The organism is Acinetobacter baretiae (assembly GCF_015627105.1).
GTDB lineage: Bacteria > Pseudomonadota > Gammaproteobacteria > Pseudomonadales > Moraxellaceae > Acinetobacter > Acinetobacter baretiae.
The window spans coordinates 62,430-77,802 of the sequence record NZ_VTDM01000004.1; the positions used below are offsets into that span (position 1 = coordinate 62,430).

The window sequence follows — 15,373 nt, forward strand, 5'->3', positions numbered from 1 at the left end:
TTTAGACTCCAAAATTATTTGAATGACATATTATGTTGATGCGGTAATACAAACTCGACATCGCTACGATGTCCATTTTTCATTAATGAGAGTGCCATGTTTAAAGCAGGTGCTTGTTCAAAAATAACTTCATACAATGCATTAGTAATTGGCATGTAAACATCAAGTTCAGCTGCTCTTTTACGCACTTGTATAACCGTGTTAACCCCTTCTGCAGTTTGTCCTAAGGCTTTAGTTGCTTCATCAAGCGTTTTTCCTTTACCCAAAGCAAAGCCAACTTGGTAGTTGCGACTTAATGCACTATTACAAGTTGCAAATAAATCACCTACACCTGATAGTCCTAAAAACGTTAAAGGGTTTGCACCCAATTTAACAGCAAAACGACTCATTTCAGCCAAGGCTCGGGTTAAAATCATACTACGAGTATTTTCACCAATATTGTATGCAGCGGCCATACCCATTGCAATTGCATAAATATTTTTCAGTGCACCACCAAGCTCTACACCATAAATATCATCACTTGCAAAGACACGAAAAACTGCGCTGTGTAACGAGGTTTGTACGGCATGTCGAACTAAATCAGAATGACTTGCAACCACTGTTCCCGTTGGCATACCCGCAACAATTTCTTTAGCTAAATTCGGCCCAGAAACCACACCATAAGGCACTTCTGGCAACTCTTGCTGTATAATTTCACTCATAAAACAAAAGCTGTCGGGCTCAATTCCTTTCGTTAAAGAAATGACTGCTTGTGCTGTAATATAAGGTTTAATTTGCTGTAAAATTGCTCGAAAAGAGTGGCTTGGGATAGCCACTAAAATCAAATGACAACCTAGAACAGATTCTTCTAAAGAAGCAGACACTTTTAAGTTGGTATCTAATTTAAAATCAGGTAGGTATTTTGCATTGATACGTGTTTTTGTAATTTGTGCAGCAACATCAGCACTACGAATCCATAATGTCGTATCACAACCATTTTTTGCCGCCATATTCGCAATGGCTGTTCCAAAGCTACCACCACCTAAAATCGTGATTTTTAATCGATTTTGATCACCTTGCGACGATGTCACTGCTTCAGAAAATACATGTTCTATCATTTTTAAATTACTTCGCTTCTAAATCTGTATCATTTTGCCAGATGGAAATATGTCCCTCTACACTATGATCAGTACGATGCTGTAAGGCTTTATCTGTCGTGCCAATATAAATAATTCCAGAAATATAATCACGCACTTGTAGGCCAAGCGCTTTTTTCAAGGTATTTGATTCAACGACAGCGCCTGTACGCCAAATGGTCGAAAAACCTTGTGATTGTAATGAAAGTAAAAAGTTTTGTACTGCAGCACCTGTACTTAAGATTTGTTCGTAATGCGGTACTTTAGGGTGATCTGTTAATTCGGTTAACGCAAGGACTAAAAGTGGTGCTCTTAAAGGATGTGCTCTTACACGCTCTACTTGTGCTGGATCTATATCTTCAAAATCTGCCATAGACTGCGACAACAAATGACCAAACTCTTGACGTTTTTCTTCACTCACAATCACAAAACGTGTTGGTTTCAGGCGATGATGATCTGGTGCAGTCAGTGCTGCTTGAAATGCACGGTCTAATTGTTGTTTGTTTGGTGCAGGATCAGCTAACAGCCCAACTGATTGTCGTTGAAGCATATTTTCATGTATTAAATCAACAGATGATAATGTCATAAGTCTCTCAATCAGTTCTATAAAATATGATTTAGGTTAGCACAATCTAAAAAAAAGACGCCAGTATTATTACGTAGACTCAACACAGTTGAAGGTTTATGTTTATTTAGTCGCTTTTAAATAATACAAGCCCATTAAATGGGCTTGTATTGAAGTGACTAGCAATAACCTTCTAGGCGTGTGAGAGGCAGTTTTTGCCCAATTGCTTTTTCTATGTCAGGTAAATAAAATGCATCATCTTCAGATAAAAAGCTAATACTTACTCCTTGTGTACCTGCTCGACCAGTACGGCCAATACGGTGTACATAATCATCAGATTGTTCAGGTAAAGTATAATTAATGACATGCGATACACCATCAACATGTATACCCCGACCAGCAACATCGGTTGCGATCATAATATGATGTTTTCCCGACTTAAATTGATCTAGCATTTTTAAACGCTTATCTTGCGAAATCTCACCAGATAACATTACCACTGCATAATTATCTTTTTTCAGTTGATCATATATTTTGCGCACTTGATCTCGTCGATTGGCAAAAATAACCACTTTTTCTATCGGCTCTTTCGACAAAATATCTTTGAGCAATTTATATTTATCTTGCTTAGAAACCACATACATTCGTTGTTCAACATCTGCGTTTGTTTTCTTCTCTGGTTCAATTTCAACAGTTACAGGCTCACAAAGCCACTGTTGAGCCAAATTAAGAACGTCATAACTGAATGTTGCAGAAAAAAGTAATGTTTGACGTTGTTCTTTACGCGGTGCAAAGCGGACAATTCTCTTCACGCTTGGGATAAAGCCCATGTCCAACAAGCGATCTGCCTCATCAATCACCAAAAACTCGATTTGATCTAACCAAATTTCTTTTTGCTCAGTAAAGTCGATGAGTCGGCCGGGCGTGGCTACAATAATATCTATAGGGTTTTGATCGAGTTGTTTTTTTTGTTTTTCAAAATCCACACCACCGACTAAAGTTAAGACATGTAGGTCAGTAAATTTAGTCAGATCTTTGGCATCTTGTTCAATTTGAATCGCAAGCTCTCGTGTTGGTGCTAAAATTAAAGCACGTGGCTCACCACGATAGCGTGTTTGTTGGATTGGATTATTCAACAAATCATTAATTATACTAATTAAAAAAGCAGCGGTTTTTCCCGTACCTGTTTGTGCACGGCCGATTGCATCATGGCCTGCTAAAGTAAAGTTAAGAACACGTTGTTGTATAGGAGTCATAGATTTAAAACCAAGCGCATCAATGGCCTGTTTTAACTGTGGATGTAAATTAATGGTTTCAAAACCTAATGCCATTCTCAATGAATCTCTAACTCAACTTAATGAGACATATTATAAACAAAAACACCCCGAAGTGTTAACTATCGGGATGTCATATTCAGCAATTTGCCAAATACTTAGTCTAAAGGCTGAACTTCTTCAGCTTGAAAACCTTTTTGACCTTGTACAACGCTGAATTCAACACGTTGGCCGTCACGTAGTGAACGGTGGCCGTCGCCTTGAATTGCACGGAAGTGAACGAATACATCGTCGCCGCCATTGCGTTGAATAAAGCCGAAGCCTTTAGTATCGTTGAACCATTTAACTACGCCTTGTTCACGTACTGTCATAAGTTAATCCTCAGTGATATTGAAAAGGACCACCCGGTGTTGCAAACAGTAGAGTTAACAAGGGTTAAAAATTTTATTATTTCTAAGCTTGTGATCATTTCTGTAAAACTATCAACAAAATCCGGTTATATCCAAAAAATAAATGTAGTTAAAGCCAAGTTTTATAATTGACCTGTCTCTAATTACTATTCGAGAGTAACATGCTTAACCCCGAATTGATACAATATTTTCAACAAATCTTTTATTGTTTTTTATGAATTAGATATTTTTACTCTAATCATCATGTTTCGTTTTTTAAATATGGCTTTTTAAATCAATCATTTTTTGTTAAGATGGCATAAATATTTGAAGTATTCACAGATTGTTATGACCTCACAACACGTACAAAATTTTGTTACTGTTGATGCAACAAATAAAGTGTGTCCCCTCCCTTTACTCATGCTGAAGCGTGCATTAAAAGACTACCCAAACCAACCATTAAAACTGATTACCTCTGACTCAAACAGTGAAATAGATATTTTACGCTTTTGTCAATTACGTCACATTCATTGCTCTTTTGCAAAAATATCAGAAACAGAATTTCATTTTAGCCTTCAATACAGCACATAAAATACTTGAAAGCGAACAATGGATATATTTTTTTACATTTATATACGCTTTTTACCTTAATCTAAGTTTCAAAGCGAATTATCATAAAATTCACGTGAAAACGTATCCCATTAAGGAGTATCCATGACTGACAGCAGCAATCTACCGATGCCCCTGTCTTTGTCTGCGCCAGGTGCCAACCTAGGTGCATATATCAGTAGTGTCAATCAAATTCCCATTTTAACACCAGAGCAAGAAAAAGAGCTTGCCAATCGCTATTTTTATAATCAAGATCTTGACGCTGCTAAACTGCTGGTCATGTCGCATTTACGTTTTGTGATTCATATTGCTAGAACCTATTCAGGCTACGGCTTACCCCAAGGTGATCTGATACAAGAAGGCAATTTAGGTCTTATGAAAGCTGTAAAGCGTTTCGATCCCAGTATGGGCGTGCGCTTGGTCTCATTTGCAGTACATTGGATTAAAGCCGAAATTCACGAATATGTAATTCGTAATTGGCGTATTGTTAAAATTGCCACAACGAAAGCACAACGTAAGCTATTTTTTAACTTACGCAGTTTAAAAAAATCGAGTAAACGTCTGACATTAAAAGAAGCTGAAGCAATTGCACAAGATTTGAATGTTACAGCTGAACAAGTGTTAGAAATGGAAGGCCGTTTAACTTCATACGATGCAGCTTTTGAAAGCCAAAATGATGATGATGACGAGTCAAGCCATTACGTGTCACCCGCTTTATACCTTGAAGATAATCGTTATGATCCTGCTCGTTTAGTTGAAGATGAAGACTGGGAAGCCCAAAGTAATCATGCATTACATAATGCCATGAGTGATCTAGATGATCGTTCAAGGCAGATTTTACAACGTCGTTGGTTAGATGATGATAAATCAACGCTTCATGAGCTTGCATCTGAATATAATGTATCGGCAGAACGAATACGCCAACTTGAGAAAAATGCCATGGAAAAAATTAAAGTGGCAATGTCTTCTAACTAAATCATTTCATTCCGCTCAATTCTAAGGGATAACGATAAATGCTACCCCTTAGAGCGAATGCATGCTTATAATTATGCCTATCATCATATATTCAGGACAATAAAAGATGTGGCTTGCTATTTCCGCTATTAACTTGGCCATTGCTGTAATTTTAGGTGCATTTGGAGCACATGGGCTAAAAACACGTGCAACCGCAGAGCAATTAACATGGTGGCATACCTCAACTGAATATTTTTTCTACCATGCACTTGGCCTACTTGCACTTGCTATATTAGTGAAAGCTGTACCAGCCTTTCCCATCAAAGCCAGCTTTATCCTCATTCAAGTGGGAATTTTATTTTTCTGTGGCTCGCTTTATTTAATGAGCGTTGGATTACCACGCATTTTAGGTGCAGTCACCCCATTTGGGGGTTTATTAATGATTTTAGGTTGGTTAGTACTTGCTTATCATGCCATCAAACTCAATTAACTCTATGCAATTTAAGAACAGTGTTTTACTGTTCTTAAAGGTACCAACGTTTTAAAAGCAAAGAAAATTCAACATTAAAACAATGAGTCAATACGGCATGTTTATATTTTCATTTTAAAGTGAACTTCTACTTCATGGTTAAAGAGAAATTTTATATCACACGGTTCTATTTATAATTGTGTAGTCTTTTACGTCTTCGCCCGAGCCAAATGTGGCAAGGTAAAAAGAAAACAATAAAAATACCGACCCAAATATGGATGATTTTTACGAGAGCAATCCAAGTTTCAGCACTATAGTATAAGCCCACACCACTTAAAGCCAATAACAACATAAATACCAATATAGATATTCCTGATGTCAAATTACGTTTGGTCTCTAAAGATCGTTGAATATGTATAGGAATCAATGTACCAATCAAAATTAGCATCAAGCTGGCACATATTCCATGTACTTTTAAGCTATACACCGTAAACTCACTAGGATCATACTTTTTCCAATCTTGGCTATAAGCAAAGTACAGCCCTGTTACACTAAGTACTGCCCAAATGATATATAAAGTATATTTGTGAATTTTAGGGAGTCGAATTGATGTATTCACGATGCATCCTTCATGTCTATGTAATCAATACCTGTGCACCAAAGCGCTTAAAACATACATGCTCTGTATTTTTCGCCAACACCAAGACTTTGGTTAAAGCATCTGCCAACCAAGCTTGAGGTGCAAGTACTGTAAAATTTTTCTCTGTAAAGACTGAACTATGCGTCAAGGGATGAATAAAATGTGATACTGCATTTTTTTTATAGATTCTTTTCGAAAAATAACTTCCAGATGTGGCAATTGCACCATTGGATAAATATCCCATAGATTGCATATACTGAGGTTGACTAGAATCTCGAAGGTAAATCTGTTCTGTCATATCCCCTACAACCCGTAAATCACCACCTGCATTGACTACAGCATTTTTTATTCCAAGAGATCTTAATTGATGTATAGCAAGGTCTACGGCAAAACCTTTGGCAATGCCACCTAAATCTAAACACAAAGGTTGTTTAAATCGTATTTTATTTTCAGGCAACAACATTACATCTTGCTGTGAAACATCAATATGATTAAATGTTTGGTGAAAATGATGCTTTGGCAAAAAACCATATTCAATTAAAGTGGGTGCAATAGTACAGTCAAACAAACCATGAGAATGATCATATATTTTTTTTGCACGTTGCAATAGCGCATACAGCCACGGATCTGTTTGAATATCACTCAAATGTGCTCGTGCATTTAATTGATTTAGCGCACTAGATTCATCGTGAAAACTCATTAAAGATTGAACTTTTTGAATGACTTCATATGCTTTTGAAATCGCAAAATGAATCTGTTCAACTGATTTTTTGGTACCTGATAAAGCAACATGTATCTCTACATATGTACCTAGCAAAGGGCTAGAACGACTTATTTTAATGACTTTAACTCCATTGCATAAAGTGCCATTGCACGATGTACACCATCTGTTAAATGCTTGGAAGATAATGTGGCACCACTAATATTTTTAATATCTTTTCCCAACGTCAAAGCAGAATTTGCAGTTTTACCTATAAATTGATCACGCCATGATGCATTTCTAACTTGATCACCATAGGTTTCTGTATATTGCATCACTTCAATTTGTTTAATACTGCCATTTGAATGAATTCCAACAGCGTAAGTAATCATTTCATGTTTACCAATCACCTGATCTATTACTAACCAATCTCCTTCTTTAGTTTTATAGATTTGGTCTGTCTTTAGTGCTGAATCAATTCCTGAAATTTGTCTCAGTTGTTTCAATTGCTCTGGTTTTAAATGTAGATCCTCTTTAACAAGCATTTGATTTGGAAAAATCACTTGTTTAACTTGATCTGTAGTGAGATAGATTGTTGCATGCGAGACAATAGGCGTAACAAGTAATGCTGTACCCAAACAAGTGGTCCATTTCATAATGACTCATCTTTATGTTTTTATTGGGGCTATATTTTTGATAGCGTATCTTAAACAACCATTAAAAAAATGCGTAAAAATTAATAAAAAATTAAGGAAAAATGATAATCATTACCACTCAATAAAAAAGAGTAACTAAAATGCCACAATTTTCAGTCAAAAAGACGATCTTTGCTGTATGCCTTGCATGCAATATTGGCCATACAACACATGCTGGTGAAGGACTTTTTGGGTTTTTATATACATTAGACACACAACCTAAAGGCACTTATGAGTTTGAACAACGTGCAGATGTTACCCATGGTCAACAAACAGGATCATACAACTTAGGCGTGTACCGTACCGCAATCGAATATGGTTTATCTGATAATTTACAAATCGCAGGCTACCTAAACGCATACTCTATACAAGCAAAGAAAAACTATACCAATCCAGATATGTGTGATGGCGATAAAAATCCATGCAATGCCGGATTCGGTGTACCATCAAGTGCTCATGATGCTGACTCATATAGAAAATTCACAGTCGATGGTGGTTCATTAGAATTAATTTGGCGAGCAATTAACCCCGTCACATCTCCTGTTGGGGTAGGTGTATATATCGAACCGACCTTAGGCCGACTTGAAGATTCACTTGAATTGCGCCTTTTACTGCAATCTAACTTTTTAGATGATCGCCTTATTGTTGCATTGAATTTACTCTACGAACCTGAAAAAGAAAAATACGATAATGCAGGAACAATTCGTAATTCGATGGGTGATATTTTGTATGGTGCAAGTTATCGTTTTGCACCGAATTGGTCGGCAGGTATAGAGGGTCGATTACATACCGATCATGATGGATATTTCTGGAATGAGCACACACAAACGGCGCACTTTATTGGCCCGACTGTACACTATGCATCTCAAAAATGGTGGGCGACTGCAGCATGGAGATATCAACTCGAAGGTAAATGTTTTGCTGACGGTACTGCAGATTGCGCAACAGGTTACAACAAAGTATCAGACAATCATGGACGTAACCAATTTGTAGTTAAATTTGGCCTACCCTTTGGTTAATCTAAAATCAAGCCTCTGAGATAAATCATCTCATGGGCTTTTATACGGCATTCAGCTATTAAGCTTTAGATTTTTCTTCAACAAGCATGTATACCAAATCAATTTCAGGACAGCTATATCCCAATTGTGTCAATGCTGCCGTCACTTGTCCTCTATGATGTGTCCCGTGATTAAATACATGTAGCAATGTTGAGCCATACGGTAAACAATAATGGTGTCCCATAGAGGATTTATAATTTAAATCACTTTGTAAAAGAGACACAGATACCCTATCAATAAAATGATCCCACTGCTGTGCTTTTTCTTGCAAGCCGTGCATTAAATCTATTTTATTGTGCAATACGATTTGATTTAAACGCCACTGAGGTGGTGCTAATTGATTAAACCGAGCAAACCATAATGATTCACCGACATACAAATGATTGAGCGTACCTAAAATACTTTGAAAAAATAAGCCTTGTGCTTGTGTAAAATGATCTATTGACACATGCTTAAGTGTGTCATTTAAACGGGCTGTTGCCCAAACATGGTAACGTGCAAGCTGTTTGAATACCGTAATGTCCAAAAAAACCACCTTTTTTTATTATGTAAGATAGGAATATATGACTGTAAGCAATAAAATAATTGCCATACTCTTAAAAAATATAGACTTTTTAAGTGATGTATTTAAGATTTGATCTAAATAACTCCCCAGCATTAACCATGGTATACACCCTAGTATCGACATCATCAAAGCGGTTAAAAACACATACCCATACCCCATATCTGCTTTTACATAGGTTGCCGCTGCTGCACTACAAATAATCCATGCTTTAGGATTTACCCACTGAAATAACGCCACACTCATAAAACCAAATTGTTTAATTTTTGCATGCCCATCTACAAGTTTATCGTTGATATTCATATTAAAAACACCATAACAAACATAGAGTAAAAATATAAAGCTTGTTAGAGATAAAAGATAATGTGCATAAATATTTTGATTTAAATAGCTTAAAACCACACCACTCAAGACCAACATTATAGAAAAACCAATACAAATTCCCAAAAGTACAGGAAGTGCACCTATAACACCTGATCGATGGGTGGCAAGAATTAAAATAATATTGTTTGGGCCAGGTGTCACTGAGGCAATAAAACAAAAAATCGCTAAACCCACATAGAAGCTCAGCATAAAATTCCCTCGTTTGACCGTTTTATATCACATGTTTTCAAACAACATGTACTCAAAGCACATGCTGTTTTTAATGATGAAGACAGCTTAATCATTCTAAAAAAAGTATGAATGCACTATACAGTCACAGGTGTAAATACATCTTTGCCATCTAGATAAGCTTTTATATTATCAGAGACTAAATCTGCCATAGCTTGACGGGTTTCATATGTTCCACTTGCATAGTGTGGCGTTAAAATCACCTGATCCATTGTCAGTAATGGACTATCCACACATGGCTCAACCTCAAAAACATCTAAACCTGCTCCAGCGATTTGTCCTGTTTGTAAACTATAAATCAATGCTTGTTGATCAATCACAGAGCCACGAGCAATATTCACCACAAAAGCAGTCTTTTTCATTTGAGATAATATTTCTGCATTTAAAATATGCTGTGTTTGCCCTGTGCTTGGCAAAGCTAAAATCAATACATCTGCTTGCTTGGCCAATTCACTCACCGTATCGACATAACAGTATGAAACATGCTCTTTTTTACTTCGGTTATGATAGATAATTTCCATATCTGCTGCGGCTGCACGTTTGGCAATCGCTTCTCCAATATTTCCCATCCCTAAAATAGCACATACTTTTCTTGCCGTATTTTTGGTTAATGGATACTCGCCATGTGCCCATGCCCCTGTTCTGACAAAACGATCTGCTTGTAATAATTGTCTAGATAGTGCGTATGTCATCATCATGGCAGTATCTGCAACACAATCATTCAATACATTAGGTGTGTTGGTAACAATAATGTTTTTTTGGTTTGCATAGGCGACATCAATACTGTCGAAACCAACACCAAAGCTTGCGATAAGTTTTAATGAAGGCAACTGATCAATGACTTCCGCACGAATACCTACACTATTACTTGTCGCAACCACTTGAAATTCATGACCATGTTGTTTTAGAAACTCAGTTGGCTGAGCTTCTAATATCAATTGATGAACGGTGTTAAATTGTGCTTGTAATGCTTCAATATAAATATCAGACTGTTTTCCCATAAGTAATATTTTTATATCTATTTTGCCAGACATACTCTGCTCCATTTTTTAAAGGTTGGTTTTATTTCTTTATTTGACTATGCCTTAAAAAATGAATGTATGCCATATCTAAGCTTTAAAATGATCAAAATAATCTCAAAGATAACAAGACAATGGAACTTGTTAAATCAATAAAAAACCACCGATCAAACACTTTTGTTCTTTGCTTAATACATCACTATTTACAGAACCTATTTATTCAGTGTCATTTATAGTAAAGTCACTTCAGACTGTTTTTATTTTTTAAATTGAAGGCCTACTTGTGTCAACACTCAATGAAATTTTTGAAAATATTGCCACACATACTCCAATGATGCAGCAATATCTCAATGTAAAAATCCAACACCCTCATAGTTTATTATTTTATAGAATGGGTGATTTCTACGAATTATTTTTTGATGATGCAAAAAAGGCAGCAAAGTTACTTGGTATTACCCTTACTCATCGTGGCAAAAGTAACGGCGACCCTATTCCTATGGCAGGTGTGCCGTATCATGCTGCAGAAGGTTACTTGGCGCGTTTGGTTAAACGTGGCGAAACGGTGGCCATTTGCGAACAAGTAGGCGAAGTTACAGGCAAAGGGCCTGTCGATCGTCAAGTTGTTCGTATACTCACCCCCGGTACACTAACAGATGATGCACTCTTAAATAGCACCCAAACGTCTAATTTGGTTGCACTTAGCATTAAACACAATCAAGTTGGCCTTGCTTTACTTGATTTAAGCTCGAGTTTATTTAAAGTCCAACAAATTGATTTTAAACCTGAATTATTAGGCATTGAATTATCTCGACTCATGCCAAGTGAAATTTTAATTGATGAAGACTTAATTGACCAAAACATTATAGATTTGATCAAAAAACAACAAGAATGCCCCATCACACAACGACCAAATGTCGATTTTAATATCAACAATGCCTATAAAACGCTATGTGATCAATTTAATGTTTCAACACTCGCAGGCTTTGGTATAGAGGCACTGCCTCTCGCTCAAGCTGCTGCAGCCGCACTCATTCACTATGCCAAAGAAACTCAAAAAACAGCTCTTCCACATATTCAAACTATACATGTAGAACAAAGCCAAGACTTTATTGCACTTGACCCTGTCACACGGCGTAACTTAGAGATTATTGATCCATTGTTTGAACACGGTACATCTTTATTTGGTTTGATTAATGATTGTCAAACTGCAATGGGGGCACGTTTATTACGTCGTACACTCATGCAACCTTTAAGAGATACTGCCATATTAGAACAGCGACTAAATGCAATTCATCACATGCTCGAATATGACCATGAACACAATATTCGCCTTCCACTTAAACATATTGGCGACATTGAACGTGTGTTGAGCCGAGTTGCTTTAGGCACAGCTAGACCTCGTGATTTAGTTTTAATTAGACAAGCTTGCACACAACTTCCAGAACTTAAACACACACTTGAGCCCTTACTTAGATTAACATCTGCCACTACTTTACTGAGCAATTTGGCGCAAGATATTGGTGATTTTGAATCATTGCATCAATATTTGTCCGCTGCCATTGTAGAAACACCTCCAGTATTGTTGCGTGATGGACAAGTCATTGCAGAGGGCTTTGACACCGAACTTGATGAGCTACGTAAAATACGGGATCATGCAGGACAGTTTTTAATTGATCTTGAGATCAAAGAAAAGCAAGAAACAGGCATTTCAACATTAAAAATTAACTACAATCGAGTCAGTGGTTACTACATCGAATTATCACGTACGCAAGCAGAACAAGCACCTACTCACTATATTCGCAGACAAACGCTTAAAAATGTTGAACGTTATATCACTCCTGAATTGAAAGCTTTTGAAGATAAAGTCTTATCAAGTGAATCACGTGCATTAGCACGTGAAAAAATGCTTTTTGAACAAATACTTGAACAGCTTCGCAGTCATTTAACCCAATTACAATCGATGAGCAATGCCATTGCTCAATTAGATGTATTAAGTAATTTTGCACATCAAGCCCGTATGAAAAATTGGGTACAGCCCGATTTTACAATAGAAACAGGAATACACATTACCGCAGGTCGTCATCCTGTGGTCGAATCACTCAACAAAACACCTTTTACACCCAATAGCACACATTTAGATCATCAACATCGGTTAGCCATTATTACAGGGCCAAATATGGGGGGGAAATCCACCTTTATGCGCCAAACTGCACTCATTGCCTTATTGGCACATTGTGGGAGCTTTGTTCCTGCCGAACATGCCACACTTGGCCCAATAGACCGTATTTTTACTCGTATTGGTTCTGCAGATGATCTGTCTACAGGTAAATCAACATTTATGGTTGAAATGACGGAAACATCTCAAATTCTACATCATGCCACGCCTCAGTCTTTGGTACTCATGGACGAAGTTGGGCGTGGTACAAGTACTTACGATGGTCTTTCTTTGGCTTGGGCATGTGTACTTGATTTATCTAAACGTATTAAATGCTTATGTTTATTTGCAACACACTATTTTGAACTCACCGAGCTTGGAACAGACTCCAATATAGACAACTATCATGTCACAGCCAAAGAAATTAATGGTCACCTTATTTTACTTCATAAAGTCCACACAGGGCCTGCAAGTCAAAGTCATGGCTTACAAGTGGCAAAATTGGCAGGAATTCCAAACAATGTCATTAAAGAGGCACAAAAAAAGCTTAAGGTTTTAGAAAAACAGCAACTTCAGCCACCTTCAACGGTACAGCAGAATGATTTATTTCATTCAAATGAGCTCACCATACCTGAGGTGATCGAAAAAGTCGTTCATATTGAACATCCTTCACGCATCGATCAGTCGATTCGTGATTTAGATATTGATGATATGACTCCCAAACAAGCATTAGAAATGCTTTATCAATTGAAATCGATTGTGAAATAAAAGCAATATCTCGTATTGATCATTACATCAATACGAGATTCGATATATTATTTAATGCTTAAAATATCAATTAATCGACTTTGTACATGATGTATCGCTTGGGCATATCCTTGTTCGTATACGTGCGCACCATGGGTTGCATCATGCCAATGTTGTGCATATTCGTGCTCTAGCTCTTTCATCAAACGCTGTATTTTTTGTATTTTATGCTTATTTACATCTTTAGCAATGCTTGGCTTATGTCCACCACGTTTTGCATTTTTGATTTGTTTTTGCTGATTTAATTCTGTTTTGATATTCATTCGATCATCCATATATGCCATCTTAGAAACATCTGAATCTACCTCCATCTCAGCATGCAAAAATTATTTTAAAGAAATATGACAATGAATATGAATTAACATTGAATGTACAGTTTAGATGATATTAATAATCATTTATCAGTAAAATTCATATAGAGTTGCCTTATTCATAGATTTTAATAATTAATATCAATAAAAGGAATTGTTAGTTGCCCTGTTTTTTGCCTACAATATAACAATCAAAAATCAACACCAAATTTTTTAGGTAGCTGTCGCTATGACCTTTGTTGTCACTGAAAACTGTATTAAATGTAAATATCAAGATTGTGTTGAAGTATGTCCTGTAGATTGCTTCTATGAAGGGCCAAACTTTCTTGTTATTCACCCAGATGAGTGTATTGACTGTGCATTATGTGAACCTGAATGCCCAGCAAATGCAATTTTCTCTGAAGATGAACTTCCAGAAGGTCAAGAAGTATTTATTGAATTAAATGCTGAATTGGCAGAAAAATGGACAAATATTACCGAAATCGGTGAACAGCCTGAAGACCGTGATGAATGGAATGGTAAAACAGATAAGTTACAATATTTAGAAAAGTAAAATGATTTAAAAAGACCAGTCACATACTGGTCTTTTTTTATTTATACGTAAATTATCATTCACCTGATTTAAATATCACGTAAAATAAACTTAAGTTGCCTTTTCATCGCTTGATATATCTATATGACTACTCTACCAAGTAAAAAGTCCGCCTTGTGTTTCGTACTGTCATTTATGCTTATGTCTTGCCAAACGGTACAAGACCCTATCGTTCATCCCATGAATCAATCATCAAAACAATTGATTTTTAATCAAAAAACCCTAACACAAGTTCAAAATAATACAACGCCTCCAAAGCGCGATGTACCAACGGTAACACCATCCAAACCGACACCACCAAGTTATACACAATGGTTGGCTCAAAAAAATCATGCTCAACAGGCCAATGCCTATGAAATTTTTTTAGCAAAACATCAGCTTGCACAAATAGTTCCACCTTTTGAACTCTTACGTACAGCCCGTGACTGGCAAAAATGCTTCGGCCAAGAATATGCTGTGCCAACTCAAGAACTTTGGCAGAATCAGGTGTCTACATTAAAGGTTTTAAAATTACTTGTAGAACAAAATATACTTGATGATTTTGAAGTCACTTCTGTCTATAGAGATTTACCAACCAATCAGTGTGTAGGTGGTGCAAGTGAATCACGACACTTATATAATTCAGCCATCGATTTTAGAATTGGGCCAGCAACACCGCAAACAACAGATCTTCAGCGTATTGCGCTAACTAAAACCAAATTGTGCCAGTTTTGGCGACAACATGGTGCAAATTTAAATCTTGGTCTAGGGGTATATGCCTCTGGGCAAATTCATATAGATACTCAAGGTTTTCGCACATGGGGTGCAAATCTGAACCGACAAACATCTATATGTTCGCTGTAATGTA

General features: G+C 36.7%; 18 protein-coding genes. 7 read left to right on the forward strand and 11 right to left on the reverse strand.

Features of this window, described 5'->3' with window-relative positions:
* Nucleotides 1–14 precede the first annotated feature (14 nt).
* The 4 genes from I2F17_RS02085 to I2F17_RS02100 form a co-directional block, all read right to left on the reverse strand.
* Nucleotides 15–1,097 (reverse strand): NAD(P)H-dependent glycerol-3-phosphate dehydrogenase, encoded by a 1,083-nt coding sequence (locus I2F17_RS02085; RefSeq protein ID WP_196422079.1) that lies wholly within the window; start codon nucleotides 1,095–1,097, stop codon nucleotides 15–17.
* A gap of 7 nt (nucleotides 1,098–1,104) precedes the next feature.
* On the reverse strand, nucleotides 1,105–1,701 hold the full coding sequence (locus tag I2F17_RS02090) for a nitroreductase family protein (RefSeq protein WP_196422078.1): 597 nt from the start codon (nucleotides 1,699–1,701) through the stop codon (nucleotides 1,105–1,107).
* A 158-nt stretch (nucleotides 1,702–1,859) separates the two neighbouring features.
* Nucleotides 1,860–3,011, reverse strand: a complete 1,152-nt coding sequence (gene rhlB / locus I2F17_RS02095; RefSeq protein WP_211138981.1) for an ATP-dependent RNA helicase RhlB — start codon at nucleotides 3,009–3,011, stop codon at nucleotides 1,860–1,862.
* 101 nt (nucleotides 3,012–3,112) lie between these two features.
* On the reverse strand, nucleotides 3,113–3,325 hold the full coding sequence (locus I2F17_RS02100) for a cold-shock protein (RefSeq protein ID WP_088822748.1): 213 nt from the start codon (nucleotides 3,323–3,325) through the stop codon (nucleotides 3,113–3,115).
* 345 nt (nucleotides 3,326–3,670) lie between these two features.
* Between I2F17_RS02100 and I2F17_RS02105 the strand changes: the two genes are divergently transcribed.
* The 3 genes from I2F17_RS02105 to I2F17_RS02115 all read left to right on the forward strand — a co-directional run bounded on the left by I2F17_RS02105 (nucleotide 3,671) and on the right by I2F17_RS02115 (nucleotide 5,396).
* Nucleotides 3,671–3,934 (forward strand): sulfurtransferase TusA family protein, encoded by a 264-nt coding sequence (locus I2F17_RS02105; protein ID WP_235985901.1) that lies wholly within the window; start codon nucleotides 3,671–3,673, stop codon nucleotides 3,932–3,934.
* 123 nt (nucleotides 3,935–4,057) lie between these two features.
* Nucleotides 4,058–4,927: an RNA polymerase sigma factor RpoH gene (gene rpoH / locus I2F17_RS02110; RefSeq protein ID WP_196422075.1), complete on the forward strand. Its 870-nt coding sequence runs from the start codon at nucleotides 4,058–4,060 to the stop codon at nucleotides 4,925–4,927.
* Between the two features lie 106 nt (nucleotides 4,928–5,033).
* Nucleotides 5,034–5,396, forward strand: coding sequence for a DUF423 domain-containing protein (locus I2F17_RS02115; protein WP_196422074.1), 363 nt, complete (start codon nucleotides 5,034–5,036; stop codon nucleotides 5,394–5,396).
* A gap of 166 nt (nucleotides 5,397–5,562) precedes the next feature.
* On the opposite strand, the gene I2F17_RS02120 is transcribed toward I2F17_RS02115, so the two are convergent.
* The 3 genes from I2F17_RS02120 to I2F17_RS02130 are packed head-to-tail and all read right to left on the reverse strand — an operon-like array spanning nucleotide 5,563 to nucleotide 7,371.
* Nucleotides 5,563–5,994 (reverse strand): hypothetical protein, encoded by a 432-nt coding sequence (locus tag I2F17_RS02120; protein WP_211138982.1) that lies wholly within the window; start codon nucleotides 5,992–5,994, stop codon nucleotides 5,563–5,565.
* 16 nt (nucleotides 5,995–6,010) lie between these two features.
* The gene (locus I2F17_RS02125) at nucleotides 6,011–6,832 is read right to left on the reverse strand and encodes an FAD:protein FMN transferase (RefSeq protein WP_196422072.1); all 822 of its coding nucleotides are present in this window, start codon (nucleotides 6,830–6,832) and stop codon (nucleotides 6,011–6,013) included.
* A 14-nt stretch (nucleotides 6,833–6,846) separates the two neighbouring features.
* Nucleotides 6,847–7,371: an FMN-binding protein gene (locus I2F17_RS02130; RefSeq protein ID WP_196422071.1), complete on the reverse strand. Its 525-nt coding sequence runs from the start codon at nucleotides 7,369–7,371 to the stop codon at nucleotides 6,847–6,849.
* A 140-nt stretch (nucleotides 7,372–7,511) separates the two neighbouring features.
* On the opposite strand from I2F17_RS02130, the gene I2F17_RS02135 reads away from it, so the two are divergent.
* A complete protein-coding gene (locus I2F17_RS02135; RefSeq protein ID WP_211138983.1) occupies nucleotides 7,512–8,429 on the forward strand; it encodes a DUF6662 family protein in 918 nt (305 codons plus the stop codon).
* 58 nt (nucleotides 8,430–8,487) lie between these two features.
* Here the strand turns inward: I2F17_RS02135 and I2F17_RS02140 are convergent, their stop codons facing one another.
* The 3 genes from I2F17_RS02140 to I2F17_RS02150 all read right to left on the reverse strand — a co-directional run bounded on the left by I2F17_RS02140 (nucleotide 8,488) and on the right by I2F17_RS02150 (nucleotide 10,676).
* Entirely contained in the window at nucleotides 8,488–8,994 is a 507-nt protein-coding gene (locus I2F17_RS02140; RefSeq protein ID WP_211138984.1) for a DinB family protein, read from the reverse strand.
* An 18-nt stretch (nucleotides 8,995–9,012) separates the two neighbouring features.
* A complete protein-coding gene (locus I2F17_RS02145) occupies nucleotides 9,013–9,603 on the reverse strand; it encodes a LysE family translocator (protein WP_211138985.1) in 591 nt (196 codons plus the stop codon).
* A 116-nt stretch (nucleotides 9,604–9,719) separates the two neighbouring features.
* The gene (locus I2F17_RS02150) at nucleotides 9,720–10,676 is read right to left on the reverse strand and encodes a 2-hydroxyacid dehydrogenase (protein ID WP_211138986.1); all 957 of its coding nucleotides are present in this window, start codon (nucleotides 10,674–10,676) and stop codon (nucleotides 9,720–9,722) included.
* Between the two features lie 316 nt (nucleotides 10,677–10,992).
* Here I2F17_RS02150 and mutS point away from each other — a divergent pair, with 316 nt between their 5' ends.
* A complete protein-coding gene (gene mutS, locus I2F17_RS02155) occupies nucleotides 10,993–13,584 on the forward strand; it encodes a DNA mismatch repair protein MutS (RefSeq protein WP_211138997.1) in 2,592 nt (863 codons plus the stop codon).
* A 47-nt stretch (nucleotides 13,585–13,631) separates the two neighbouring features.
* On the opposite strand, the gene I2F17_RS02160 is transcribed toward mutS, so the two are convergent.
* Entirely contained in the window at nucleotides 13,632–13,886 is a 255-nt protein-coding gene (locus I2F17_RS02160; RefSeq protein WP_196422131.1) for a hypothetical protein, read from the reverse strand.
* A gap of 277 nt (nucleotides 13,887–14,163) precedes the next feature.
* Between I2F17_RS02160 and fdxA the strand changes: the two genes are divergently transcribed.
* Together fdxA and I2F17_RS02170 are read left to right on the forward strand one after the other, a co-directional pair.
* Nucleotides 14,164–14,487, forward strand: coding sequence for a ferredoxin FdxA (gene fdxA / locus I2F17_RS02165; protein ID WP_196422067.1), 324 nt, complete (start codon nucleotides 14,164–14,166; stop codon nucleotides 14,485–14,487).
* Between the two features lie 123 nt (nucleotides 14,488–14,610).
* The gene (locus I2F17_RS02170) at nucleotides 14,611–15,369 is read left to right on the forward strand and encodes a YcbK family protein (RefSeq protein WP_456236995.1); all 759 of its coding nucleotides are present in this window, start codon (nucleotides 14,611–14,613) and stop codon (nucleotides 15,367–15,369) included.
* Nucleotides 15,370–15,373: the final 4 nt, after the last annotated feature.